The organism is Mesorhizobium argentiipisi (SeqCode), assembly GCF_037179585.1.
GTDB classification, from domain to species: Bacteria; Pseudomonadota; Alphaproteobacteria; order Rhizobiales; family Rhizobiaceae; genus Mesorhizobium; species Mesorhizobium argentiipisi.
On sequence record NZ_JAPYKO010000016.1, the window covers coordinates 1 to 21,945 of the forward strand.

Genomic DNA, 21,945 nt, shown 5'->3' on the forward strand with positions numbered 1-21,945 from the left:
CGGTCAGATTGGCGATGTGCAGCACCGCGTCGTGGTCGACATCGGCGGCGTTGGTGAGCAGGTCGATCGTGTAGGCGGCGGCGTCCTCCGAGGCCGTCGAGGTGACCGCCGCCGACACCGTCGGCGCATCGTTGGTGCCGTCGATCGTAATCGTCACGTCGTGCGTCGTCGTGCCGCCGTGACCGTCATCCGCTTTGACCGTGTATTTGAGCGTAAGGTGCTCGCCCGCCGCGAGATAGTCGAAAGCTTGCGGCGTGGAGTTGAACGACCAGTTGATCGCGCCCGATGTGTGGCTGTTGTCGATGACGGGATTGCCGCCCAGCGACAACATGTTCACGACATCGGCAGCGTGAAGGGAGCCGGTAGCTCCGCCCAAGGTCACTCCCGTCACCGAGGCATTGACCGTATCATGGATATCGACATCGCTGACGGTCAGCGTACCGTTTGTCGACAAAGGGGAGTTTGTTTCGTTAAGCGTGACAGCATCGTGATCGCCGGCGGTGACGGTGATCACCGGGGCATCGTTGGTACCTGTGATCACAACCGTCAGCGTGCCAACGCTGAGCGTGCCGTTCGACATCTTGATCGTGTATTGGATCGTGTCCGTGAACTGCTCGCCAGCGCCGAGCGCGTTGATCAGGGGGGCTAGGGTGGTTGCGTCATAATGAATCTTGTTGTCGGTGCCGATCCAGAATTTCGCCCCGCTCGTGCTGCTGGTTTCGATGACGTTCGCACCGTCCTGGATCAGCAGGTCCTTGTTATAGTCGGCGAACGCCTTGTTGGTGACGACGATCGCAGCCCCTCCGTCGTCGTTCTTGACGCCGTCATCCACCGAATAGATCGTCGTCTTGGTGCCGCCACCGCTTGCTGCAAGGACGTCGAATGTGAACAGGAGGCTGCCGTCCTCGCTGCCGGTTGATGTCAGATTGGCTGCCGCGCCCGAATTCGAAAACGTGACGGTCGAGCCTGAAACTGTTGTGGTCGCCATTGCCGATTACCCCCTGTGATCCCTCTGCGAACGACGAAAGTGTTCGCCCCAACGGTTGCTGCTGATCCTGGTGCGGGCGGCGCAAGCGGATGCTTCCGCCTGCGGCGGTTGGTCAGGACCAAGCCACTCTGTTTGAACGTAAAGACTTCTCTCGCTGAGAGACAAAACCCCACCCCAGAGCGCTTGCACGCTCGCACCCCAACATTCCTAGCGTGCCCTCCTCGGTCGCCACAATCGCGGGACAGACACACCTATAGTCAGGTATATTAGCTTTTTATGATTTGGAAACCATAACGGCATATATATTTTCGCGTAATATTAACGATTCATTAAACATTTAACAAATCTGCCATCGTGTCGATTGATGCCTGTGGCCCTCAACGTGGCTGCGACTTAAGCGAATGATAGGCACTTGGTCGGCGGCGCCTTTTCATGCAACCTCACACCGGGAAGCTGTCCTGCTCCGCGGCATTCGGATCGCCCGGCGCCGTCGCCCAGGCGAGCTCGACCAGCGTCACCGTTCGCCGGCCGACGCCGTCGACCTGGCAGACGACGAGCCCCTGCTCCTCGATATAGTCGAGCAGCCGGCGCGCGCGGCGCAGAGAATGCGAGCCATAGGCGCGGGCAATCGCCGCGTCGCTGGGGCAAGGCCAGCCCTCCTTGGCGGCGCGGGCGATCATCATGAACACGCCTTGCATGTCCTCGGGCAACAGCGATGCGCGCACCGACACGTCCCGCCACGCATCGTCCTCGGCCATGTCGGAGCCGACGCCCGCGCGGGCGCGCGTCAGCATGCGGCGGAATTCCGAAAGGTCGGGCACGACCGAAGCGAGGCCCTCGATGCGGCAGCGGACCACGAACTCCTGGTAAAGCACGCCGATGACGCGGAATCCGGCATCCGGCTCGGCCAGGATGGCGCGCAGAATGCGGTCCATCCGTTCGCGCCGCTCTGCCAGGTCCTCGGCGCTTGGCCGCGGCTCCATCGGCTCGGGGCGGATGTCCAGCGGCGCGGCCTTGGCGGCCATCAGCTGGTCGAGCAGGTCGGGCGAAGGCCGGCGTTGCGGCCTGACCGTCTCCGGCGGCGGCGCGGCAAGAATGATCGAGCGCGCATCTTCGAGCGCGGTTCCCGGCATCGGCATCAGCCGCGGCGTGCCGTTGCGCGGGCTGGTTTCGGTCTGGCCGATGCGCAGGCCGAGCGGACGGCGCGACAGCGCCGGGCCGAGCGCCATGAAATGCCCGCGCTCCAGGTCGCGAAAAGCTTCGGCCTGGCGCCGCTCCATGCCGAGCAGGTCGGCCGCGCGCGCCATGTCGATGTCGAGGAAGGTGCGGCCTATCAGGAAGTTGGACGCTTCCGCCGCGACGTTCTTGGCAAGCTTCGCCAGCCGCTGCGTGGCGATGATGCCGGCAAGCCCGCGCTTGCGGCCGCGGCACATCAAATTGGTCATAGCCCCCAGCGAAAGCTTGCGCGCCTCGTCCGAAACCTCGCCGGCGGCTGCGGGCGCGAAGAGCTGCGCCTCGTCAACCACCACCAGCATCGGGTACCAATGGTCGCGAGCGACCTCGAACAGCCCGCCGAGGAAGGCCGCGGCGCGCCGCATCTGGTTTTCGGCATCGAGCCCTTCGAGGTTGAGGACTGTCGAGACGCGATGGATGCGCGCCCGCTCGCCAGCCGCCTGCAGGCCGCGCTCGGTATGCTCCTCGGCGTCGATCACCAGATGTCCAAACCGTTCGCCAAGCGACACGAAGTCGCCTTCGGGGTCGATGATGGTCTGCTGCACCCAAGGCGCGCTCTGTTCGAGCAGCCTGCGCAGCAGATGCGACTTGCCGGAGCCCGAATTGCCCTGCACCAGCAGGCGGGTCGCCAGCAATTCCTCAAGGTCGAGGGCCGCCGGCGCGCCTGCCGTCGTCTGCCCCATCTCGATTGCAACGGTCATATTTCGACTCGGATCGTCTCCCTGCGCGCGACGGGCTTATCAACCTGAGCGCGGTGCGTCGAGCTTGCCGGCCATCGGCCAACCGATGTCCACATCTAAGGGCGGGCGTCAGCCCCCGTCGCTATGGTCCGAACTGGCGGCAGGCTGTCGGCAATCGCACTGGTCGGACCACCATTTCGCTGGCGCAATCCAACTATTGGCGTATCATTCTTTCAGAGAAGGTTCATGGCAGGAGGAGGCCAATGAACATCGCTGCGGAAGTGCCGGTCCCGGACCTCACGGTGCAAGACCTTGTTTCGTCTGCTCTTTCGAACTTTCGCGCTGGCGACACCGTGTCCACACGCGCCATGCTCGATGCCATACGCCACGCCGACCCATCCTGTGTGGACAGCGATGACCATCTGGTCGAGCTGATCGTGATGACCGCCGTTGGTAAGACCATGGGCGTCGTCTTCGACCACCGCTCGCCCGATGAGCGGTTGCCACGGCTTTCCTAGCGAGCCCGTCGGCTGAACCTTCGCTAACGTCGTCAATGACGAACTAACAGGCGCTTCGGCTAAGCTCCATAATGGTCGATTTTGCCAACGCAGGCGGCGTCCGATAGCCCCTTTTAGCTTCCCAGCGGATGCGGCATGTAGCCGACAAAGCCCGCGATCTTCCAGCGTCCGCCGACCTTGCGGCAGAAGTAGAGCGTCTGCCACTTCAGCCGATCGACGCCGCCATCCGCTTTGGCGACCGAGCCGTCGAATTTCTTGTGCAGCACCGCGCGGTCGCCGTCGATGTCGATGTCGCGCATGTTGGTGACGCGAAACAGCGCTTCGCGCAGCGGCTCGGCGAATTTCGTCGCCGCGGTTTCCTTGGCCTGCCGCAGCCATTCGTCGCGATAGATTTCGAGCCTTGGGAACTGCAATCGCCAGGCGTCGGCGTTGCTGAGGAAATGCGCATGCATGCCGAAGAAACTTTCGGCGATGAAATCGTCCTCGACCATCGACCAGTCCTGCCCGAGGAAGGCATCGATGTCGCGCCGCACCAACATTTCCCAAAGCGCGTGGCGGTCGGCATCGCCCTCAGGAAACGGATTCTTGTCGAAGGTCATGCTGGATCTCCCCTCACAATGCCGCAACCGGCCGGAAGCGGCGTCGAGCGCAACATGCTCAGGCTTGTGTAATAAAGCAACATCAATTTCGAAAAAATGTTGCTTTCCGACATCGGCTCTATGAGGATCATGCCGACAAGCATAGACGGCTCTATAAACAGTCCCGCTCAATCGACAAAGGAGGCTCATTTGCCCAAGCAGTGCTTTGGAAAATCGCATGTCCCGCTCTCGCCCGCCGTGCGAGCCGGCGATTTTGTCTATGTCTCCGGCCAGGTGCCGGTGGGCAGCGACGGGCTGGTGGTGAAGGGCGGCATCGCCGAGCAGACCGAGCAGGTGGTGCAGAACGTCAAGGCGGCGCTGGCGCTCGCCGGCTGCACCATGGACGATGTGGTGAAGACCACGGTGTGGCTGGAGGACGCGCGCGATTTCGGCACCTTCAACACCGTCTACGCAAAGCATTTCTCCAAGGATCCGCCGGCGCGCACGACGGTCGAGTCACGTCTGATGATCGACATCAAGATCGAGGTCGAGGCCGTCGCCTACCGGCCGGTCTGATCGCCCGGTCGGATCGCTTGAAGCAATTCCAGGAAAAGTGTTTAGCAGTTTTCCGTCCGGAATTGCGTGAAACAAAGGGAGGGCACCGATGCAGTTCGATCTCCTGATCAAGGGCGGCCGTGTCATCGATCCCGCATCGGGGCTGGACGCGCAACGCGATGTCGCCATTGCGGATGGACGCATCGCCGCGATCGACGCCGCGATCGACGCCGAGCATGCCACGCAAGCGGTCGATGCCAGGGACTGCATCGTCACGCCCGGTCTCATCGACCTGCACAGCCACGTCTATTGGGGCGGCACCTCGCTCGGTGTCGACCCCGACCGGCTCGCCGCCAAGAGCGGCACCACCACCTTCATCGACGCCGGCAGCGCCGGCGCCGGCAATTTCCTGGGCTTTCGCCGCCATGTCATCGAGCGTTCGAAGGTCCGCATCCTGGCTTACGTCAACATCTCCTTCGCCGGCATTTTCGGCTTTTCCAACACCGTGTCCGTCGGCGAATGCGGCGATCTCAGGCTCTGCGAGCCGCGCGAAACGGTGGCGGCGGTGCGCGAGCATGCCGACGTCGTCGTCGGCGTGAAAGTCCGCTCCGGCAAGCATGCCGGCGGCTCGAGCGGTATCGCGCCGGTCGACCTCGCGCTTGAAGCCGCCGACAAGGCTGGCCTGCCGCTGATGGCGCATATCGACGAGCCGCCGCCAGGCCGCTCGGAGGTGCTGCCCAGGCTGCGCCGCGGCGACATCCTCACCCATTGCTTCCGGCCTTTCCCCAACGCGCCGGTCTTCGCCTCCGGCGCGGTGCGGCCGGATATGCGGCTGGCGCGCGAGCGCGGCGTCATCTTCGACATCGGCCACGGCATGGGCTCCTTCGACTTCGAGGTGGCGAAGGCGATGCTCGCCGAAGGTCTCGCGCCCGACGTTATTTCCAGCGACGTGCATCTCTACTGCGTCGACGGCCCGGCCTTCGATATCCTGGTCTGCATGTCGAAGCTCATGGCGCTCGGCATGCCGCTGATCGAGGTGCTGCGCGCGGCGACGCAGCGGCCGGCGGAGGCGATCGCCAGACCGGAACTAGGCGCGCTGAAGGTCGGCGGCACCGGCGATGTCGCCGTGCTGAAGCTCCAACCCGGCCGCTTCACCTTCGTCGACGCCGTCGGGGCGTCATTGGTCGCGGATCAGCGGCTGGTCTCCAACGGTATCGTCATCGGCGGCAAATGGTGGCCGAACGAAACGACGGATTACAACGAGACGGAGCGCTTCGAGGCCCATTCGCATCACACGCATGTTGATGTGGCGGCGAGGCATTTTGGGCGGGGGTATGATTAGCTGATCTCTCCTTGAGGGGAGATGGCCGGCAGGATTGCTGCGGCGGCGCGTTTGACGAATGGCTTCCCCCACTCCGTCGCTGCTTCGCAGCGCCACCTCTCCCCCCTCCGGAGGGAGAGGAAGGGAGCCAGCTGGAATAAGCGCGCGCCTTCCTCTCCCCCGTCGATCGGGGGAGAGGTGTCGAGCGAAGCTCGACGGAGTGGGGGTCGATCTTACCCAGCGTTGCTCGGCTCCCCATACACCGGCGTCGCAATCCCTTCCATGCGCGCCTTGAGCTGAAGCGCAACGAACTTCGAGTAGAACCTCGACAGCGCCAGATTGCCGCCGTGGAACCATAGTGCTTCCTGCGCCGTCGGCTTCCACATATTGCGCAATTCGCCCTGCCAGGGACCGGGATCGCCCTTCACGCCGGAGCCGAGGCCCCAGCACGGGCCGACCTTGTCGGCGACTTCGCGCGAGACGATTCCCGCAACTGTCTCGTTCATCGACTGGTAGCCGGTGCAGCAGACGATTGCGTCGACGGCGAGTTCGCTGCCGTCGTCGAACAGGATGCCGTCCGGCGTCAGCGACTTGATGCCGGCGCCGCTTTTGACTTTGATCTCGCCGTTCAGGATCAGCTCGCAGGCGCCGACATCGATGTAATAGCCCGAGCCTGTACGATAGGCCTTCATCAACAGCCCGGTCTCGTCCTCGCCGAAGTCGATGGCGAAGCCGCTGTCGCTGAGGCGCTGGTAGAAATCCGCGTCGCGCGCCCGGATCACGTCATAGAGCGCGCGCTGGCCCTTCGGAACCAGCGCGAAAGGCGTGGAGGCGACGATCATGTCGGCCTTGTCGGTGGTGATGCCGCGCGCCAGCGCCTTCTCCGAGAATATCTCGAAGCCGACATCCATCAGCGTATCGGATTTCACCACCGTCGTCGGCGAGCGCTGGACCATGGTGACCTTGGCGCCCGCTTCCCACAGATCGACGCTGACATCGTGGCCTGAGCTTGCAGCGCCGATCACCGCGACGCCCTTGCCGCGGAATTTCTCGCCGGTGGAATATTGGCTGGAATGCAAAAGCTCGCCCTTGAAGCTTTCGGCGCCCGGCAGCTCGATCTGCCGCGGCGGCCCATAGGCGCCGGTGGCGAAGACGATGTGCTTCGGCTTCAGCGTGATGCGCTGGCCGACGCGGTCGACCACCACGGTCCAGATTTTTTCGGCCTCGTCATAGACGGCGCTGACGCATTTTGTGGCGACCCAATAGTTCAGCTCCATGACGCGGGTATACATCTCCAGCCAGTCGCCCATCTTGTCCTTGGGCGTGAAGACCGGCCAGTTTTCCGGGAACGGAATGTAGGGCAGATGATCGTACCAGACGGGATCATGTAGCACGAGCGAGCGGTAGCGGTTGCGCCAGGAATCGCCGGCGCGCGCATTTTTCTCGATGATCAGCGTCGGCACGCCGAGCTGCCGCAGCCGGGCCCCTAGCATGATGCCACCCTGACCGCCGCCGATCACCAGGCAATAGGGCTGCTCGTGCACGCCGAGATCGCGCGCCTCGCGCGCCCGTGCTTCCGCCCAGGTCTCGCGCTTCGGGTCGGCCTTGTGGCGGATGCCGAGCGGCCGCGCCGGGCCCTTCTGCTCCTCGAACCCCTTGAGCGCGCTCATCGCGGTCAACAGCGTGCGGCAGCGGCCGTCCTTGAGCCGCAGGATCCCCTCGCCGCGCGCCACCGCCGTCTCGAATGTGAACCAGGCTTCGACGGTGCCATCGTCGACGCTGGGCTCCCCGGATATCCGCCAGTGCGATGGCTGCGCCGAAGGCAGCGTGGCCTTCAGCATGTCGCGGATCGCCGCCTGTCCCTCCATGGTCTTGATGTTCCAAGTGAAGGTCAAAAGATCGCGCCAGTAGCAATCCTCCGCGAAAAGGTTTGTCGCCGCCTCGATATCGCCGGCCTCGAGCGCCCGGCCGAATGAGCCGAGCCAGGTTGCCGCCTGTTGCGATGGTGCGATGTCGAGCATTCTTCTTCGTTCCCTTCTTCAGTTCGAATTCCTTGGCGGCGGCGCCTCCCCCTTCTCCCCTTGTGGGAGAAGGTGTCGCCGAAGGCGACGGATGAGGGGTGCTCCAGGGAAAGCCAGCGTCTCACTCCGCTGGAACACCCCTCATCCGTCTCGGCGCTGCGCGCCGATCCACCTTCTCCCACAAGGGGAGAAGGGACTCTGCTAATCCCCCAGCGGCTCCATCTCCTTGCCTGTCCGATGGATCTGGGCGTTGTACTTGATGCGGCGCACCGTCTCGCGCGCCGGGCCGTCGATCCTGTAGGCGGTCGCTACCGCCAGCAGGTCGATGGCCGCGAGGAAAGCGTAGCGCGACGCTGTCGGCTTCAGCGTGTCGGGATATTCGGGAACCGCCATCGTCAACCGCACGTCGCAGACCCGCGTCAGCTCGGTGTCGGGCGCCGTCACGCAGATCGCGTTGGCGCGGTAATGCTTGGCAAGCTCCACCGCTTCGATCACTTCCCGTGTGCGGCCGGTGGCCGAGATCGCGATGACCAGATCGCCGGGCTTCAGCGTCGAGGCGGTCATGCGCATCAAATAGGGATCGCATTGTGCGCTGATGGTGATGCCATAGCGGAACAGCCGGTATTGCGTTTCCTGCGCCAGCGCCGACGAACTGCCGCCGAGGCCGAACACCGTCACCTGCCGGGCCTTGGCGATCAGATCCGCCGCTTTCTGCAGCTGGCCCGGATCGATCTGCCGCTCCGCCTCCTGCAGCGCCCGCCGTGCCTCGCCGAACACCGCGTTCCAGAACGGCATGCCGCTGTCGCTGTTCGCGGGTTGCGGCTTAGTGGCGAGATAGAGCGCGCCGACAACCAGGCTTTGCGCCAGCTTCAGCTTGAAATCGCGCACGCCGTCGCAGCCGATGGCGCGGCAGAAGCGGGTGACCGTCGGCTCGCTGACTCCGGCGCGCTGGGCAAGCGCGGCATTGGAAGCGTCGACCGCATATTTGACGTCGTCGAGCACGACATCGGCGACGCGGCGCTCGGCCGGCCGCAGCTCCGCATAGCTGTCCTTCACCTGCGAGATGATATCGGGAATGCGCCTGACATGGTCGTGCCGGTCGCCATCCTCGTCCGTCGTTCGCAACGCCTGGCTGTCAGCTTCGGTCATTGGCCAGTCCTCCCCAGCCCGCTTCGTGCCCTATCATCTTCGCGATTATCCGCCTGCTGACCATAGGCAATCAACCGAGACGAGTATGTAGGAAAGTAACACGCACCGCAAGGGATCATAAAACTGCTAAGAATCAAACGTTTATATGAAATCTGATTGAACCTGATTGCTTCCGCAGTCTGCCGCCGCTTGACAGTAAAGTAGGATAGTTACAGACTGATTTTCGCGGACAGATGGGCCTCCGGCAACGCATCGCGCAGTCTCCGAGGGGGAGCATGAGTACGGCAAGCGCAAGAACGCCGAAGCTCGGCGTGCAGGCAGCGACGAAGGTCTACCAGACGGGCTCCGGCGATCTTCTGGCGCTGGATCGCTGCAGCCTGGATGTGCAACCCAACGAGATCGTTTCGATCGTCGGTCCCTCCGGCTGCGGCAAGACCACGCTGTTGTGGTCGATGTCGGGCCTGCATCGGCTGACAGCGGGCGCGATCCTGCTCGACGGCAAGGAGATCACCGGACCGCGCCCCGAGATAGGCATCGTCTTTCAGGAAGCGAACCTTTTGCCCTGGCGCAATCTCGACGCGAACATCAACTTCCCTTTCGAGATCAAGGGCGAGAAGCCGGATCGCGCCTGGATCGCGCATCTACTCAACCGGGTCGGGCTCGACGGATTCGGCGGCAAGTTCCCGCGCGAGCTTTCCGGCGGCATGCAGCAGCGCGCCGCGATCGTGCGCGCGCTGGCGCTGAAGCCGTCCGTGCTTTTGATGGACGAGCCCTTCGGCGCGCTCGACAGCTTCACTCGCGAAGAGATGAACCGCCTCGTCGAGGAGATCTGGCTCGATACCAAGACCACCATCGTCTTCATCACCCACAGCATCGAGGAAGCGATCTTCCTGTCAGACCGTGTGGTGGTGTTGACGACACGGCCCGGCCGCGTCGCCAAGATCTACGACGTGCCGTTTCCGCGGCCGCGTTCGCTGGAGATCATGGCGACGAAAGAGGTCTTTGACCTCACCAACAAGATCAAGATGGATATCGTCGGCGAGCGCGTGCGGCCAAAGACGCCGGAACGACCATCGGCTGAAATCGTGAGGATCAGGCCGTGAGCGGAGGCGACGCCATTCCGGAATTCTCGAAGGCCAAATCGGGAGATGGGCAGGACGTCAGCCTGACCAACCTTTCCGCCTTCGCCAACGGCCCCGGCATCAAATCCGGCGCCGAGGTGGCGGCGATCCTTGCCGTGGCGGTGGTGATCATCGGCGGCATCGAGCTGGCGCTGCGCATCTTCCATGTGCCGCAATACATCATGCCGCCGCCGAGCTCGATCGTTTACGCGTTATTCGACGAGTTTCCGCTGATCGCGCCGCATCTCGGCTACACGCTGGTCGAGCTTGTCTCGGGCTTCGCCATCGGCGCCATTGTCGGCCTGGTGATGGCGGCGGTGATCACCCAGTTTCCCTTCGCCGAGAAGATCGTCGCGCCTTACATCCTGATCCTCGTCACCACGCCGATGCTGGCGCTGGTGCCGTTGCTCATCCTGCGCTTCGGCTTCGGCTACACGCCGCGCATCATTGCGGTCGCTTTGGCTGCCGGCCCAATGGTGATGATCAATGCCGCCACCGGCTTCCGCCGCGTCGACAGCGCCAAGATCGCCTTAGCCCGCTCCTATGGCGCCAGCACCTTGCAGATCTTCTGGAAAATCCGCGCGCCGATGGCGCTGCCGATGATCCTGGTCGGTTTGATGATCGGCGCGATCTTCGGCTTGCTCACCGCCGTCGGCGCCGAGATGGTCGGCGGCGGCTTCGGCCTCGGCAACCGGCTCACTTCATACTCGTCGATGATCCAGATGCCGCAATTCTTCGCGGTGGTGCTGATCCTGTCGACACTCGGCATCCTGATCTACGTGCTGTTCTTCCTGATCGGCAAGAAATGGGCGAGCTGGGAGACGTAAGCGCGAACGGACGAGGTCGCCCGGGAGGCGGGCGAAGGCAAGCAATCAACAAAAAGGGGAGTGCTATGACCAACGACAATCCGATCCATTCCAGTGCACCGGTGGGCATCAGCCGCCGCTATTTTCTGCAGGTGACGGCGGCCGGCGTCGTCACCGCCACCGCGCTCGGCGCGTCCGGCCTGAAAGCGAGGGCGGCGGGTTATGAGAAATTCACCTGGATCTCGCCGCGCGGCACGCTCGAAGTGCTGGACGACTATCCCTACTGGTCGGCGAAGAAGGCGGGCTATTTCGGCGACCTCAACACCGACATGCAGCCGGGCCCGTCAGACGGCACCGCGACGGTGAAATTCGTCGATGTCGGCCAGGCTGACATGGGCTTTCCCTCGCCGGGCGTCTTCTCCTTCGCCATCCAGAACGGCATGAAGCTGAAGTCCGTCTTCCATATGGGCGCGCGCGATACTTTCAGCATCGCCTTCCGCAAGGGCCAGGGCACCAAGAACCTCAAGGACCTCGAAGGCAAGACCATCCTGCTCGGCTCCGCCGCCTGGCAGTCGATCGTCGATCCGCTGCTTGCCGCTCAAGGCGTCGAGATCAAGAAGGTGAAATATGTCGAGGCCGGCTGGCCGACCTGGGGCACCGCGCTTGCCGGCGGCCAGGGCGACGCGGCGCTGTCCTGGGAGGGGCTCCGTGCCGAATGGATCGCCAAGGGGCTCGACTTCGAATATTGGCTGGGCGTGCAGAATTCGAAGCTGCCGGCCAACACCTTCGTCGTGCGCGCCGCCGACCTCGAGGATGCCGACAAGAAGGCCTTCCTGGAGAAATATCTGCGCGGCTGGGCGATGGGCCTCGAATTCGGCTACCAGAACCCGCGCGCCGCGGTCGAAGCCGTGTTCGAGCAATTCCCGACCTTGGCCAAGAACCTCGGCCCGGAGCTCGGCACCACCTCGATCCTGCAGCAGATCAACGTCTTCCGCGGCGACATGGACAAGCGCGGCGGCTGGGGCTCGCACGACATGGCGAGCTGGCAGGGCTTCTTCGACGAGATTCTGAAAATCGGCCAGATCACCGCGCCGGTGAAGGCGGAAGACGTCTGCACCAACGACCTGATCAAGCCAGCCAACGACTTCGACAAGGCCAAGGTCAAGGCCGATGCCGACGGCGTGAAACTGTCGGAAGGCTTTGCCGCGCTCGATGTCGACAAGATCAAGGCGCACCTGTTCGACTCCGCCGTCAAATAGGGCAGATCGACCGACCAACGGGCGGCGCGATGCGCCGCCCGAATTATCGTTCAAGCATCGAGGAGGCTTCGATGGCCGGCAAAGTAAGAATCCTGGTGGTTGGTCTGGGCAATATGGGCGCCTCGCATGCCAGCGCCTATCACCGCTCCGACGGCTTCGAGATCGTCGGCATTATGAGCCGCTCGATCAAGAGCAACAAGAAGATCCCGAAGGAGCTCGCCGGCTATCCGCTCTTCGAGGATTTCGACCTGGCGTTGAAGGAGACGAAGCCGGACGCCGTCTCCATCAACAGCTGGCCGAATACCCATGCGGAATATGCGCTGAAGGCGATCGCCGCCAATTGCCATGTGTTCATGGAAAAGCCCTTGGCCACCAACATCGCGGACGCCGAGAAGGTTGTGGCCGCCGCGCGCGCGAAGAACCGCAAGCTGGTGCTGGGCTACATCCTGCGGGTGCACCCGTCCTGGATCAAATTGATCGAGGTCGGCAAGACGCTCGGCAAGCCGCTGGTGATGCGCCTCAACCTCAACCAGCAGAGCAGCGGCAGCGCCTGGCACTGGCACAAGAACCTGATCGACTCGCTGATCCCGCTCGTCGATTGCGGCGTTCACTATGTCGACGTCATGTGCCAGCTGACCGGCGCCAAGCCGGTGCGCGTGCACGGCATCGGCGCCAAGCTGTGGGCCGAGGCCGACAAGCAGAATTACGGCCATTTGCACGTCACCTTCGATGACGGCTCGGTCGGCTGGTACGAGGCGGGCTGGGGTCCGATGATGAGCGAGACCGCCTATTTCGTGAAGGACGTGGTCGGCCCGAAGGGCGCGGTCTCGATCGTCGCCGGGCAGCAGGCCGGCAGCGCCAAGGACGCCGAGGACGTGTCCGATTCCGCCGACATCGACCGCCACACCAAGACCGACGCGTTGAAGATCCATTATGCGCAGGTCGACGGCGACAAGAATTTTACCAAGCCCGACGAGATCGTCAGCATGGAGGACGAACCTGGCCACCAGGAGCTCTGCGATCGCGAGCAGGCCTTCTTCCTGCGCGCCATCCGCGAGGACCTCGATCTCAGCGAGCAGATGGACGCCGCGGTCAACAGCCTGCGCATCGTGCTGGCGGCCGAGCAGAGCATCGCGGAGAAGCGGACCGTCGAGCTGGTCTAGAGCAACTCCAGAAAAGTGCGTAGCGGTTTTCCGCCAAAAAAAGACGCTGCGCCAGCCCTCTCATCCGGCCGCTTCGCGGCCACCTTCTCCCCGACGGGGAGAAGAGGTTGGCGCCGACGCTGACGATCTCCTCTCCCCGCCGGGGAGGAGAGCCGAGCGAAGCGGAGGCTGGGTGAGGGGGAGCCGCCGAGCCATTCTCAGCCTTCGACAAGAACCTAACGGGAGGAACACATGGCCGCGATTTCGGAGAGCCTGCTCGAGACCTACACCAACTCCGACGCCTGGCCGACCTGGTGAAGCGCGGCGAGGTTCTCCCATCATCACCGAGACCGGCGTCGGCTATCGGTTGCGCGAGGTCGATTGAAACGAAGAGGGCGACCGGCATCCGCCGGTCGCCCGAGCAATTCCAGGAAAAGTGTGTAGCGGTTTTCCGTCCGGATTGCGTAGAAACTGCTCTAAGACGAATACGCTTGTTCGCCGGTCAGTCCGCCGACAGGTCCGCCGTCCGCGCCAGCGCGCTGCCGAAGCCGTTGAGCGAGATGGTGAAGGAGATCGGCTGCGTCGTGTCGGCCGCCGTGGCGTTGACCTTCAGCGTGGTGCCATTCTGCAGCAACGGCGTGATATTGGCATCGAACGTCACCGGTACCAGGCAACCTACCGCCTGGCAGGTGTTGAACTGCAACGTGCCATCCAGCTTCTTGTCGTCGATTTCGAACGAGACGCCGTTGGCCAGGGCAAGCCCGAAGGGCAGCGCCAGCGTGCCGGCGGCGTCCTGGCCGGTCTTGGTCGTCAATTCGATCGCCAGCAGCCTCTGGCCGCTCTGTTTGTTGAACTGCTGATGCGACAGGCTGCAGACCTTGTTCGTGCCGGTGACCTGACAGTTGACCGTCCAGTCGCCATGCGTTTCCGACAGCGCCGAGGCGCCGCCCGGCAGTTGCGGCTTGGCCGCCGCGTCGGCGGGCTGGGCCGCTGGAGCCGCCTTGTCGGTCTTATTCTGCGCGGCAAGTCCCGCCGCCGGCACACCGGCAATGCAGGCGGCCGCCAGCATCGCCGCGAGATACGCGTACTTCGTCCTCATGAGATCCCTTCTTGGCCGTCGCCCCCCGCGTCAGCTGGAAGCTGACCTTCAGAGACGCCCTGACCGCGTTCTGCTTGACCGTTTGTCCGAAGGCGCCGTTGTACCTGACAGCCAACCCGGACGCCGTTGACGCCATTGAGCTCCAGCCCGGCGCCGACCGGATAGAGCGGCGAATCGATGGCTTCCGTCAAGTGCAATGCCGGATTGCCGGGCAAATTCTCGGCGGCGGCGGGATGTCGGCTGCGACCTCCAGCGCCGCGTCACGGCATAGTCGATCGCGCGGCTTGCGTGAGCCGCATCACGTTTCGCAGTTGCCCATAGCGTTATTGGCCGTCCGCACTATATGAAACGCATGGTTTTTCGTATGGGAGCCTTGCGGATGCTTCGTCTGGCTGTTCTGGCAGGCGCCATGCTGGCGGCCTCGGTTTCTCTGATTGCGCCGTCTTATGCGCAAATCGTCATCCCCACGAACCGCAACGCATTGATGCAGCAGAATGAGCTGCAGCAGTTGCAGAACCGCTTGCAGCGGCAGCAATACCAGCAGCAGCAGCAAATCTATCGCGAGCTCGACCGGCCTGCCCCGCCCAGAAGTCAGCCCGATGTGCCGGTATTTGACAAGACGTGCCGGATCGAAGCGGTCGGCAACACGATTTCCAGGGTTTGCCGCTGACATTTTGTTTTTTTCAGTTTATTAGCCGACTTACTTGCCGGCAAAATGCCGGATTGCAAGGGCGGCGGTTTTAGGGTTTGCAGAGGACAGGGTTTTTGCCGCGCGGATAGCGTGCTGCAAGACGCTGCTCTCACCGGAATTTGGGATGGCAACAACCAAGAAGAAAGCAGTTCGCAAAGCCAGGAAAGGCCAACGGATTCGCCAGGTGGCGGCCATTCCGTATCGGTTGCGAGAGGACGGCAGCCCCGAAGTGTTGCTGGTCACCTCACGCACCACGCGGCGCTTCATCGTGCCGAAGGGTTGGCCGATGAAGGGCAAGAGCGGGCGCAAGGCGGCAACGATCGAAGCCCAGGAAGAAGCCGGCGTTCTGGGCAAGGCGCTGAAGCAGCCTGCCGGCACCTATTCCTATTGGAAACGCATGACCAACGGCTTCATTCCCGTCGATGTTGTGGTCTATCTGCTCGAGGTCACCGAGGAGCTTGCCGATTGGCAGGAAGCCGCGAACCGGCAGCGCGCGTGGCTGCCGGCGGCAGACGCCGCATTGCTCATCGACGAGCCGGAGCTTTCGACGCTGCTGAGAGATTTGACCGTTCCGGTGGCCGCATAAGCCATCCCCTGTTCAGTGTCGTTCGGAAGGGTCGCGGCGTGCCGCCACGGCCCCAGAGCCATCCCTGGTCAGCGGCCCCTGTTGCGTTCGCTCCCGCGATTGTTCCGAGGCGGGCGCATCTTAGGCGTAGCGGTTTCGACAGGCCGTCATTCGCTGCTTGACTCATACATATCCCAGCGGTTATACGTCAATCAATAGCCAATGGGTTATCGATTTGAATGACAACCGCGCATGACATGCTGTTCAGGACGCTTGCCGATCCGACGCGGCGCGCCATCTTCGAACGTCTGTGCCGCCAGGGCGAGCAGACGGTCGGAGCTCTCACCGCACAGGCGGGCGTATCGCAGCCGGCGGTGTCGAAGCATCTGGGCGTGCTCAAGGAAGCCGGTCTGGTGCGTGACCGTCATGAAGGGCGCCAGACCCATTACAGCGCGCAGCTCAAGGCGCTTGCGCCATTGATGGACTGGACGCGCGACATGGCGGGTTTTTGGGAAAGCCGGTTCGACGATCTGGAAGACCTGCTCAAAAGGATGGATCAATGAACGAAGCCGCAACGCGCTCCGTCATCGTCGAGCGCGAGATACCTTTTCCGCCGGAAAAGATCTGGCGCGCGCTCACCCAACCGCATCTCATCGAGGAGTGGCTGATGAAGAACAGCTTCAAGCCGGTCGTGGACCATCGCTTCAATCTGAGCGCGGAATGGGGAGGCGTCGACTGCCAGGTGCGGACGGTCGAGCCCAACAGGACCCTGTCCTACAGTTGGGACACCAAGGATCTCGAGAGCGTGGTCACGTGGACGCTCACCCCGACGGGCAGGGGCACGCGCCTGCGCATGGAGCAGGTCGGTTTCCGAACCGATCAGGAGCCATACTACCGCGGCGCCACGGTGGGCTGGAAGCGCAACTTCACGGCCTTGGAGCAGTTGCTTTCGCGGATCGATTGACCTCCGCCGAAGCTTCAAAAGATAGACACGGCCCTGGCGGGGCGGCAAACCGCAGGCGTAAGCAATGGAGGCACCAAAATGAAGATCAAGCTGACCAGCATCTATGTCGACGACCAGGAAAAGGCCCTCGGCTTCTATACCGACGTGCTGGGCTTCACCAAGAAGGCCGACTTCACCAACGGACCGTTTCGCTGGCTAACTGTCGTCTCGCCGGAAGACCCAGACGGCACCGAACTGCAGCTGGCCCTCAACGACAATCCGGCGGCAAAGACCTATCAGCAGGCCATCTTCAAACAGGGCCAGCCGGCGCTGATGCTGTTCACCGACGATATCAAGGCAGACCATGAGCGCATCAAGGCCAATGGCGGCAGCTTTGCCATGGCGCCGACCGCGGTGACCGGCGCGACCATCGCGCAGCTCAACGACACCTGCGGCAACCTCATTCAGCTTTCACAGCTGGCGCGCTGGTAGGCGGCTCGATCCGTCTCGTCATTTGCAAGGGAGGTTATATTGAACTGGAGCAAGTGGATCAGGCAGCTTCACCGCTGGCTTTCGATCATCTTCACCGTCACCGTCATTGCCAATTTCGCCGCCATGGCGATGGGCCCGCCGCCCGCCTGGATCGTCTATTCGCCGTTGATCCCGCTTTTCCTGCTGCTGTTCAGCGGCCTCTATATGTTCGTGCTGCCCTATGCCGGCAGGCAGCGCGGGGAGCCGGCGGGCGAGCGCACGGGATCGGTCTGATGGCGCAGGCGAAATCGAAGGCCGCCGCGCTTCCGGACAAGAAGCCCGTCCTGCTTTCAGGCGGCAACCCGCAGATCGCCAAGGGCTACGGCGACGCTCCCGTGCAGGCCTATATCGCGGCAATGCCGGGCTGGAAGAGCGAGGTCGGGCGCCGGCTCGACCAGCTCATCGTGCAGGCCATCCCTGGTGTGCAAAAGGCCGTCAAATGGAACTCTCCCTTCTACGGCATGGAAGGCGAAGGCTGGTTCCTCGGCATTCACTGCTTCGCCAAATACATCAAGGTGGCGTTCTTCCGCGGGCTGTCGCTGAAGCCCGTGCCGCCAGTCGAATCCAGGAGCAAGGACACGCGCTCTTTTCATATCCATGAGAACGACCGGCTCGACGAGGAGCAGTTCGTTTCCTGGGTGAAGCAGGCAAGCCAGCTGCCCGGCGAACGGATGTAGGCGCACGAGCGATCAAGCGCCGTCTCCCCGAAAGAGACACGATTGCACTTTCCATTCAGCTCAGGAGAACCGAACATGCAAGATGGCGGCATACAGGACGGCAAGTCTGCGTCCGAACTGATCGACGGACGGATCACGGAGCTGGGCGACTGGCGGGGCGAGACGCTTGCCCGGCTCCGCGCTCTTATCAGGGAGGCCGCCCCCGAAGCCGTCGAGACGTGGAAATGGCGCGGCGTGCCGGTCTGGGAGGATGCCGGCATGATCTGCACCGGCGAGACCTACAAAGCCGTCGTCAAGCTGACCTTCGCCAGGGGCGCGGCGCTGCCCGATCCCAAGAAGCTCTTCAACTCCAGCCTCGAAGGCAATACGAGGCGCGCCATCGATTTCAAGGAAGGCGACAAGATCGACGCCGACGCCCTGAAGGCGCTCGTCCGCGAAGCCGTGGCGCTCAACAAATCCAAGACCAAGCGCTGAGACGCGGCTGCCCGGGCGCTATCGGATTGATGTTGCCGGCTTTTTCTTCCGCGCTCTCGCACCGTGGATCGATACTATGCGCCAAATGTCGCCATCACGCGGCGTAGCATCCTTCTGTTGCTTAGCAATAACTCATGAAAGCGCTTCTCTTTCCGGATCCGGCCTGCCGCTCCAACAGGATCGTCGGCTTCTCGTGATAGGTGGTCCGCAAAATCTCTCTATAGCCGTTCCTTTCGGCCACCTTCTGCGAAGCGCCGTTTTCCGGATCGATAATGCAGACGGTTCTCGCCTGTCCGAACGTCTCGTCACTCCAGGCGACGATCCTCCCGACGACCTCGCTCGCAAGCCCTCGGCCATGCGCCTCCGAGGCCAAGGCCCAGCCGGCTTCCGGCACGCCTTCGATCGAAGGTTCGATCTCGCGCTTCAGGTCATGGAAGCCGGCCTCGCCGATGAAGCGCCCCGTCGCCTTGTCCTCGATCGCCCAGAACCCGTAGCCGATCAGCGACCACAGGCCGGCATGGCGCAGGAAGCGCATCCAGCTCTCCTCTCGCATGCGCGGCTTGCCGCCGATGAAACGGGTGACGGCGGGCTCCGCCCACATGGCGGCATAGGTCTCGAAATCGTCCAGCCTGTGCGGCCGCAAAACGGTGCGCGCCGTTTCGAGGATCGGCACGCCGGCTTCCGTTTTGATGCTCATGGCATTGCCTCCATTGACGCGACAGCGCTTAGCAAACCAGCGGGCTCGATCAAGGGCCAGGAGAATGCGTTGGCTCTTCCAGCCGTAACAGCCATGGCACGGCTGCATCGCTATGGGCTTTTCGCATAGCGATGCTAGTTTGCGCCCGAAGCCGATCCAGAAACGCAAGTCTACCGAAGGAAGAACCATGGACACCACAGACCTGTTGCTGGCGATCGCGCATCACCTTCTGGTGTTCTCGCTGGCCGCCATCATCGGCGCCGAGTTCGTGCTGGTGCGCGGCGATCTGGGCGCGGCGACGCTGAAGCGCCTTGCCGGCATCGACCGTCACTATGGCGTCATTGCCGCGCTGATCGTCATCGTCGGCATCTGCCGGGTGTTCTTCGGGCTGAAGGGCTGGGAATTCTACGTCTACAATTGGGTGTTCTGGGCAAAGATGGTGGCCTTCATCATCGTCGGCCTGCTGTCGATCGTGCCGACCATGCGCTTCCTCTCCTGGAACAGGCAGGCGAGCGGCAATCCGTCTTTCGCGGTGCCGGCGGCGGAACTGGCCTCGGTGAAGAACTATGTCCGCGCCGAGGGCTTTATCTTCCTGCTCATTCCGGTTTTTGCCGCGGCGATGGCGCGCGGCTACGGTTACTAGGGCAATTCCAGGAAGAGTGCGCAGCGGTCAGGCTCGGCGACTTCGCCGTAACCTTCCGTCCGGAATTGCGTCAAAGCAACCTTTAGGCCTCGACCGGAAACGCCTCATCCAGCGGCGCGATCGGCACCAGCGGGGCCGGCACGTCGGTGGTCTTTTCCTTCGACTTGCAGATGTCGGCGATCACGCAGGCCGGGCAATCGGGCTTGCGCGCCTTGCAGACATAGCGGCCATGCAGGATCAGCCAGTGATGCGCGTGGCGCATATATTCGGCCGGAATGACCGTGAGCAGCCGTTGTTCGACCTGTTCCGGCGTTTTGCCGGGCGCCAGCCCGATCCGATTGCCGATGCGGAAGATATGCGTGTCGACCGCCATGGTATGCTGGCCGAAGGCGACGTTGAGCACGACATTGGCGGTCTTGCGCCCGACGCCCGGCAGCTTCACCAGCTCGTCGCGATCCTGCGGCACCTGGCCTGCATAATCGTCGATCAGCGCCTTCGACAGCGCGATCACGTTCTTGGCCTTGTTGCGCCACAGACCGATGGTGCGGATATAGTCGCCGACCTTGGCCTCGCCCAATGCCAGCATCTCGGCCGGCGTGTCGGCCGCCGCGAACAGCGCCTTCGTCGCCTTGTTGACGCCGGCGTCCGTCGCTTGCGCGGACAGCACCACCGCGACCAGCAGGGTGAAGGCGTTGAGATAGTCGAGTTCGCCTTTCGGCTCCGGCCGCTGCACGGAAAAACGCCGGAAGATCTCGCGCACCTCGGCGGGGCCGTAGAGCGATCGGGAAGCGGCCTTTCGTGGCCGTGCACCGGGCGCCTGACCGCTGCCGGCAAAGGCGAGTTGAGGTTTTTTGACAGCTGCGGATTTTTTCGACTTGGGGGGCGCCATTTCCTTCCTATAATATTCCCTCATGAGCGACACAAACGCCTCGTTCCGGGCCGACGAGCCATTTTTCCAGGCCTTGCTAACGCCGCACCGCTCGCTCGGCCGCACCGGCTTCCTGATCCTGATGGGAGCGCTTCTGTTCGGCTGGGCGGTCACCGGCGCGTTCTTCCTGGCGCATGGCGCCTGGCCGGTGTTCGGCTTCTTCGGCCTCGACGTGATCGCCGTCTACATCGCCTTCCGCGCCAATTACCGCGCCGCGCGCGCCCGCGAGGAAATCTCGGTCTCGCGCACCAGCCTCGACATCCGCAAGACCGCACCGTCCGGGCGATCCGAAGCGCATCATTTCAATCCGTTCTGGACGCGGTTTTCGATCGCCCGCCATGCTGAGATCGGCATCACCAAAATGGCGGTGGAAGCGCAGGGCAGGAGCGTGCCGATCGGCGGTTTCCTCAACCCCGACGACCGCGAAAGTTTCGCCACCGCCTTTTCGCGCGCGCTGGCGACCGCCAAGACACGCTGACACGCAGTTCCTCAGAACCGGTAGCGCAGCAGCCTGCCTGCCTTGCGCATGGCGGGGATGAGCTTCCAGAGGCCAACGAACAACCGCGCGGACCAGCCTAGGCGCGCCCCTTGCTCCGGCTTGTAGGAGGGAACCTCGTTGATCAAGCGAAGTTTCGGGATGACTCGCTCCAGCTCGCGCGGATCCTCAATGGCCCAATGGACTTCGGCGCCCGTCGCCTTCAAGGCAGGGCTGAGACGCATCAGCTTCAGTCCGAAACGGCTATAGGCATCGAACATCAGCTCGCCGCCCGCAAGATGCGCGATAAGCCGCGCAAACAGTCGCGGTCCCTCGTCGGCGGCGAGATACGGCGTCAATCCCTCGGCCACGACCATTGCCGGGCGATTGCGCGGCACCTCGGCCAGCCAGCCCGGCTCGGTCACCGACGAAGCGATCAGATGATACTGATCCCGGGGCGGATAGAGCCTGCGCCTGAGTGCGACGACGTCAGGATAATCGACATCGAACCAGTCGACGCCTGGCAGTGGGTCGACCCGGAAGATCCGCGTATCGAGCCCGCATCCCAGATGCAGCACGATCGCGTCCGGATATCGCGCAAGGAAATCCCGGACGCGGACGTCCAGCGTTTTCGCCCTGATCGCGAATCCCAGCCCGAGATTGCCGTCGACCTTGAGCCTTGAGAAATCATAGTCGATCTTGCGCACAGCCTCGTCGGCAAAGCGATCCTGGAGCAGCGAATTGGGCTGCCGGCTCTCCAGCACCTTGCCGTAGAGCGTCATCAGCAAGGTTTCCTTGGCCCCGGTCAGATCGACCTTTTCACCGGCCATGATTGTCCTCTTCGGTTCGAA

Annotated in this window: 28 protein-coding genes; 18 read left to right on the top strand and 10 right to left on the bottom strand. The window is 63.2% G+C overall.

Going from position 1 to position 21,945, the window contains the following annotated elements:
* Both O7A05_RS21140 and O7A05_RS21145 read right to left on the bottom strand, forming a co-directional pair.
* Positions 1-988: VCBS domain-containing protein (locus tag O7A05_RS21140; RefSeq protein ID WP_337094902.1), on the bottom strand; the 988-nt coding region annotated here is incomplete at its 3' end.
* A 440-nt stretch (positions 989-1,428) separates the two neighbouring features.
* Entirely contained in the window at positions 1,429-2,922 is a 1,494-nt protein-coding gene (locus tag O7A05_RS21145; protein ID WP_337094903.1) for an ATP-binding protein, read from the bottom strand.
* Positions 2,923-3,164: 242 nt separating this feature from the next.
* Here O7A05_RS21145 and O7A05_RS21150 point away from each other — a divergent pair, with 242 nt between their 5' ends.
* Complete coding sequence (locus O7A05_RS21150) at positions 3,165-3,419, top strand: hypothetical protein (RefSeq protein WP_224585518.1); 255 nt, start codon at positions 3,165-3,167, stop codon at positions 3,417-3,419.
* Between the two features lie 113 nt (positions 3,420-3,532).
* Here O7A05_RS21150 and O7A05_RS21155 read toward each other — a convergent pair whose 3' ends face one another.
* Entirely contained in the window at positions 3,533-4,018 is a 486-nt protein-coding gene (locus tag O7A05_RS21155; RefSeq protein WP_337094904.1) for a hypothetical protein, read from the bottom strand.
* Between the two features lie 189 nt (positions 4,019-4,207).
* Here O7A05_RS21155 and O7A05_RS21160 point away from each other — a divergent pair, with 189 nt between their 5' ends.
* Positions 4,208-4,573 (top strand): RidA family protein, encoded by a 366-nt coding sequence (locus O7A05_RS21160; protein ID WP_337094905.1) that lies wholly within the window; start codon positions 4,208-4,210, stop codon positions 4,571-4,573.
* Between the two features lie 88 nt (positions 4,574-4,661).
* Complete coding sequence (locus tag O7A05_RS21165) at positions 4,662-5,894, top strand: amidohydrolase/deacetylase family metallohydrolase (RefSeq protein ID WP_337094906.1); 1,233 nt, start codon at positions 4,662-4,664, stop codon at positions 5,892-5,894.
* Between the two features lie 212 nt (positions 5,895-6,106).
* On the opposite strand, the gene O7A05_RS21170 is transcribed toward O7A05_RS21165, so the two are convergent.
* Both O7A05_RS21170 and O7A05_RS21175 read right to left on the bottom strand, forming a co-directional pair.
* Positions 6,107-7,894 carry an NAD(P)/FAD-dependent oxidoreductase gene (locus O7A05_RS21170; protein ID WP_337094907.1) on the bottom strand — a complete coding sequence of 596 codons (1,788 nt, stop codon included), beginning with the start codon at positions 7,892-7,894 and terminating at the stop codon, positions 6,107-6,109.
* 201 nt (positions 7,895-8,095) lie between these two features.
* On the bottom strand, positions 8,096-9,043 hold the full coding sequence (locus tag O7A05_RS21175; protein WP_337094908.1) for a MurR/RpiR family transcriptional regulator: 948 nt from the start codon (positions 9,041-9,043) through the stop codon (positions 8,096-8,098).
* Between the two features lie 275 nt (positions 9,044-9,318).
* Here O7A05_RS21175 and O7A05_RS21180 point away from each other — a divergent pair, with 275 nt between their 5' ends.
* The 4 genes from O7A05_RS21180 to O7A05_RS21195 all read left to right on the top strand — a co-directional run bounded on the left by O7A05_RS21180 (position 9,319) and on the right by O7A05_RS21195 (position 13,392).
* On the top strand, positions 9,319-10,146 hold the full coding sequence (locus O7A05_RS21180; protein ID WP_337094909.1) for an ABC transporter ATP-binding protein: 828 nt from the start codon (positions 9,319-9,321) through the stop codon (positions 10,144-10,146).
* Positions 10,143-10,991, top strand: a complete 849-nt coding sequence (locus O7A05_RS21185) for an ABC transporter permease (RefSeq protein WP_337094910.1) — start codon at positions 10,143-10,145, stop codon at positions 10,989-10,991. The genes O7A05_RS21180 and O7A05_RS21185 overlap by 4 nt, the downstream gene beginning before the upstream one ends.
* 65 nt (positions 10,992-11,056) lie before the next feature.
* On the top strand, positions 11,057-12,229 hold the full coding sequence (locus O7A05_RS21190; protein WP_337094911.1) for an ABC transporter substrate-binding protein: 1,173 nt from the start codon (positions 11,057-11,059) through the stop codon (positions 12,227-12,229).
* Between the two features lie 71 nt (positions 12,230-12,300).
* Positions 12,301-13,392 (top strand): Gfo/Idh/MocA family protein, encoded by a 1,092-nt coding sequence (locus O7A05_RS21195; protein WP_337094912.1) that lies wholly within the window; start codon positions 12,301-12,303, stop codon positions 13,390-13,392.
* A 481-nt stretch (positions 13,393-13,873) separates the two neighbouring features.
* Here the strand turns inward: O7A05_RS21195 and O7A05_RS21200 are convergent, their stop codons facing one another.
* Entirely contained in the window at positions 13,874-14,470 is a 597-nt protein-coding gene (locus O7A05_RS21200; RefSeq protein ID WP_337094913.1) for an invasion associated locus B family protein, read from the bottom strand.
* Positions 14,471-14,481: 11 nt separating this feature from the next.
* On the opposite strand from O7A05_RS21200, the gene O7A05_RS21205 reads away from it, so the two are divergent.
* Positions 14,482-14,817, top strand: coding sequence for a hypothetical protein (locus O7A05_RS21205; RefSeq protein ID WP_337094914.1), 336 nt, complete (start codon positions 14,482-14,484; stop codon positions 14,815-14,817).
* A 32-nt stretch (positions 14,818-14,849) separates the two neighbouring features.
* Positions 14,850-15,140: a hypothetical protein gene (locus tag O7A05_RS21210; RefSeq protein ID WP_337094915.1), complete on the top strand. Its 291-nt coding sequence runs from the start codon at positions 14,850-14,852 to the stop codon at positions 15,138-15,140.
* Between the two features lie 30 nt (positions 15,141-15,170).
* Here the strand turns inward: O7A05_RS21210 and O7A05_RS21215 are convergent, their stop codons facing one another.
* Positions 15,171-15,356 (bottom strand): hypothetical protein, encoded by a 186-nt coding sequence (locus O7A05_RS21215; protein ID WP_337095055.1) that lies wholly within the window; start codon positions 15,354-15,356, stop codon positions 15,171-15,173.
* Between O7A05_RS21215 and O7A05_RS21220 the strand changes: the two genes are divergently transcribed.
* From O7A05_RS21220 to O7A05_RS21250, 7 genes are all read left to right on the top strand, one after another.
* On the top strand, positions 15,286-15,747 hold the full coding sequence (locus O7A05_RS21220) for an NUDIX hydrolase (protein ID WP_337094916.1): 462 nt from the start codon (positions 15,286-15,288) through the stop codon (positions 15,745-15,747). The genes O7A05_RS21215 and O7A05_RS21220 overlap by 71 nt on opposite strands.
* Before the next feature lie 218 nt (positions 15,748-15,965).
* Entirely contained in the window at positions 15,966-16,289 is a 324-nt protein-coding gene (locus O7A05_RS21225) for an ArsR/SmtB family transcription factor (RefSeq protein ID WP_040990288.1), read from the top strand.
* Complete coding sequence (locus O7A05_RS21230; protein WP_337094917.1) at positions 16,286-16,690, top strand: SRPBCC family protein; 405 nt, start codon at positions 16,286-16,288, stop codon at positions 16,688-16,690. The genes O7A05_RS21225 and O7A05_RS21230 overlap by 4 nt, the downstream gene beginning before the upstream one ends.
* Positions 16,691-16,768: 78 nt before the next feature.
* On the top strand, positions 16,769-17,161 hold the full coding sequence (locus tag O7A05_RS21235) for a VOC family protein (RefSeq protein ID WP_337094918.1): 393 nt from the start codon (positions 16,769-16,771) through the stop codon (positions 17,159-17,161).
* A 39-nt stretch (positions 17,162-17,200) separates the two neighbouring features.
* Positions 17,201-17,434 (top strand): hypothetical protein, encoded by a 234-nt coding sequence (locus tag O7A05_RS21240; protein WP_337094919.1) that lies wholly within the window; start codon positions 17,201-17,203, stop codon positions 17,432-17,434.
* On the top strand, positions 17,434-17,877 hold the full coding sequence (locus O7A05_RS21245) for a DUF1801 domain-containing protein (RefSeq protein WP_337094920.1): 444 nt from the start codon (positions 17,434-17,436) through the stop codon (positions 17,875-17,877). Before O7A05_RS21240 ends, O7A05_RS21245 begins: the two co-directional genes overlap by 1 nt.
* A 75-nt stretch (positions 17,878-17,952) precedes the next feature.
* Entirely contained in the window at positions 17,953-18,351 is a 399-nt protein-coding gene (locus O7A05_RS21250) for a DUF1801 domain-containing protein (protein WP_337094921.1), read from the top strand.
* Positions 18,352-18,472: 121 nt separating this feature from the next.
* On the opposite strand, the gene O7A05_RS21255 is transcribed toward O7A05_RS21250, so the two are convergent.
* On the bottom strand, positions 18,473-19,048 hold the full coding sequence (locus tag O7A05_RS21255) for a GNAT family N-acetyltransferase (protein WP_337094922.1): 576 nt from the start codon (positions 19,046-19,048) through the stop codon (positions 18,473-18,475).
* 187 nt (positions 19,049-19,235) lie between these two features.
* On the opposite strand from O7A05_RS21255, the gene O7A05_RS21260 reads away from it, so the two are divergent.
* The gene (locus O7A05_RS21260) at positions 19,236-19,691 is read left to right on the top strand and encodes a DUF2214 family protein (protein WP_337094923.1); all 456 of its coding nucleotides are present in this window, start codon (positions 19,236-19,238) and stop codon (positions 19,689-19,691) included.
* Positions 19,692-19,773: 82 nt separating this feature from the next.
* Here O7A05_RS21260 and nth read toward each other — a convergent pair whose 3' ends face one another.
* On the bottom strand, positions 19,774-20,580 hold the full coding sequence (gene nth / locus O7A05_RS21265; protein ID WP_337094924.1) for an endonuclease III: 807 nt from the start codon (positions 20,578-20,580) through the stop codon (positions 19,774-19,776).
* Between the two features lie 22 nt (positions 20,581-20,602).
* On the opposite strand from nth, the gene O7A05_RS21270 reads away from it, so the two are divergent.
* A complete protein-coding gene (locus O7A05_RS21270) occupies positions 20,603-21,097 on the top strand; it encodes a DUF2244 domain-containing protein (protein WP_337094925.1) in 495 nt (164 codons plus the stop codon).
* 11 nt (positions 21,098-21,108) lie between these two features.
* Here the strand turns inward: O7A05_RS21270 and O7A05_RS21275 are convergent, their stop codons facing one another.
* Positions 21,109-21,924 (bottom strand): class I SAM-dependent methyltransferase, encoded by an 816-nt coding sequence (locus O7A05_RS21275; protein ID WP_337094926.1) that lies wholly within the window; start codon positions 21,922-21,924, stop codon positions 21,109-21,111.
* Positions 21,925-21,945 lie beyond the last annotated feature (21 nt).

What these genes read in the sequence shown, in the direction of transcription:
- O7A05_RS21145 (WP_337094903.1), bottom strand. Translation starts at nt 2,922, where the DNA reads ATGACCGTTGCAATCGAGATGGGGCAGACGACGGCAGGCGCGCCGGCG.
- O7A05_RS21150 (WP_224585518.1), top strand. Translation starts at nt 3,165, where the DNA reads ATGAACATCGCTGCGGAAGTGCCGGTCCCGGACCTCACGGTGCAAGAC.
- O7A05_RS21155 (WP_337094904.1), bottom strand. Translation starts at nt 4,018, where the DNA reads ATGACCTTCGACAAGAATCCGTTTCCTGAGGGCGATGCCGACCGCCAC.
- O7A05_RS21165 (WP_337094906.1), top strand. Translation starts at nt 4,662, where the DNA reads ATGCAGTTCGATCTCCTGATCAAGGGCGGCCGTGTCATCGATCCCGCA.
- O7A05_RS21170 (WP_337094907.1), bottom strand. Translation starts at nt 7,894, where the DNA reads ATGCTCGACATCGCACCATCGCAACAGGCGGCAACCTGGCTCGGCTCA.
- O7A05_RS21175 (WP_337094908.1), bottom strand. Translation starts at nt 9,043, where the DNA reads ATGACCGAAGCTGACAGCCAGGCGTTGCGAACGACGGACGAGGATGGC.
- O7A05_RS21180 (WP_337094909.1), top strand. Translation starts at nt 9,319, where the DNA reads ATGAGTACGGCAAGCGCAAGAACGCCGAAGCTCGGCGTGCAGGCAGCG.
- O7A05_RS21190 (WP_337094911.1), top strand. Translation starts at nt 11,057, where the DNA reads ATGACCAACGACAATCCGATCCATTCCAGTGCACCGGTGGGCATCAGC.
- O7A05_RS21195 (WP_337094912.1), top strand. Translation starts at nt 12,301, where the DNA reads ATGGCCGGCAAAGTAAGAATCCTGGTGGTTGGTCTGGGCAATATGGGC.
- O7A05_RS21200 (WP_337094913.1), bottom strand. Translation starts at nt 14,470, where the DNA reads ATGAGGACGAAGTACGCGTATCTCGCGGCGATGCTGGCGGCCGCCTGC.
- O7A05_RS21210 (WP_337094915.1), top strand. Translation starts at nt 14,850, where the DNA reads ATGCTTCGTCTGGCTGTTCTGGCAGGCGCCATGCTGGCGGCCTCGGTT.
- O7A05_RS21220 (WP_337094916.1), top strand. Translation starts at nt 15,286, where the DNA reads ATGGCAACAACCAAGAAGAAAGCAGTTCGCAAAGCCAGGAAAGGCCAA.
- O7A05_RS21215 (WP_337095055.1), bottom strand. Translation starts at nt 15,356, where the DNA reads ATGGCCGCCACCTGGCGAATCCGTTGGCCTTTCCTGGCTTTGCGAACT.
- O7A05_RS21225 (WP_040990288.1), top strand. Translation starts at nt 15,966, where the DNA reads ATGACAACCGCGCATGACATGCTGTTCAGGACGCTTGCCGATCCGACG.
- O7A05_RS21230 (WP_337094917.1), top strand. Translation starts at nt 16,286, where the DNA reads ATGAACGAAGCCGCAACGCGCTCCGTCATCGTCGAGCGCGAGATACCT.
- O7A05_RS21235 (WP_337094918.1), top strand. Translation starts at nt 16,769, where the DNA reads ATGAAGATCAAGCTGACCAGCATCTATGTCGACGACCAGGAAAAGGCC.
- O7A05_RS21245 (WP_337094920.1), top strand. Translation starts at nt 17,434, where the DNA reads ATGGCGCAGGCGAAATCGAAGGCCGCCGCGCTTCCGGACAAGAAGCCC.
- O7A05_RS21250 (WP_337094921.1), top strand. Translation starts at nt 17,953, where the DNA reads ATGCAAGATGGCGGCATACAGGACGGCAAGTCTGCGTCCGAACTGATC.
- O7A05_RS21255 (WP_337094922.1), bottom strand. Translation starts at nt 19,048, where the DNA reads ATGAGCATCAAAACGGAAGCCGGCGTGCCGATCCTCGAAACGGCGCGC.
- O7A05_RS21260 (WP_337094923.1), top strand. Translation starts at nt 19,236, where the DNA reads ATGGACACCACAGACCTGTTGCTGGCGATCGCGCATCACCTTCTGGTG.
- nth (WP_337094924.1), bottom strand. Translation starts at nt 20,580, where the DNA reads ATGGCGCCCCCCAAGTCGAAAAAATCCGCAGCTGTCAAAAAACCTCAA.
- O7A05_RS21270 (WP_337094925.1), top strand. Translation starts at nt 20,603, where the DNA reads ATGAGCGACACAAACGCCTCGTTCCGGGCCGACGAGCCATTTTTCCAG.
- O7A05_RS21275 (WP_337094926.1), bottom strand. Translation starts at nt 21,924, where the DNA reads ATGGCCGGTGAAAAGGTCGATCTGACCGGGGCCAAGGAAACCTTGCTG.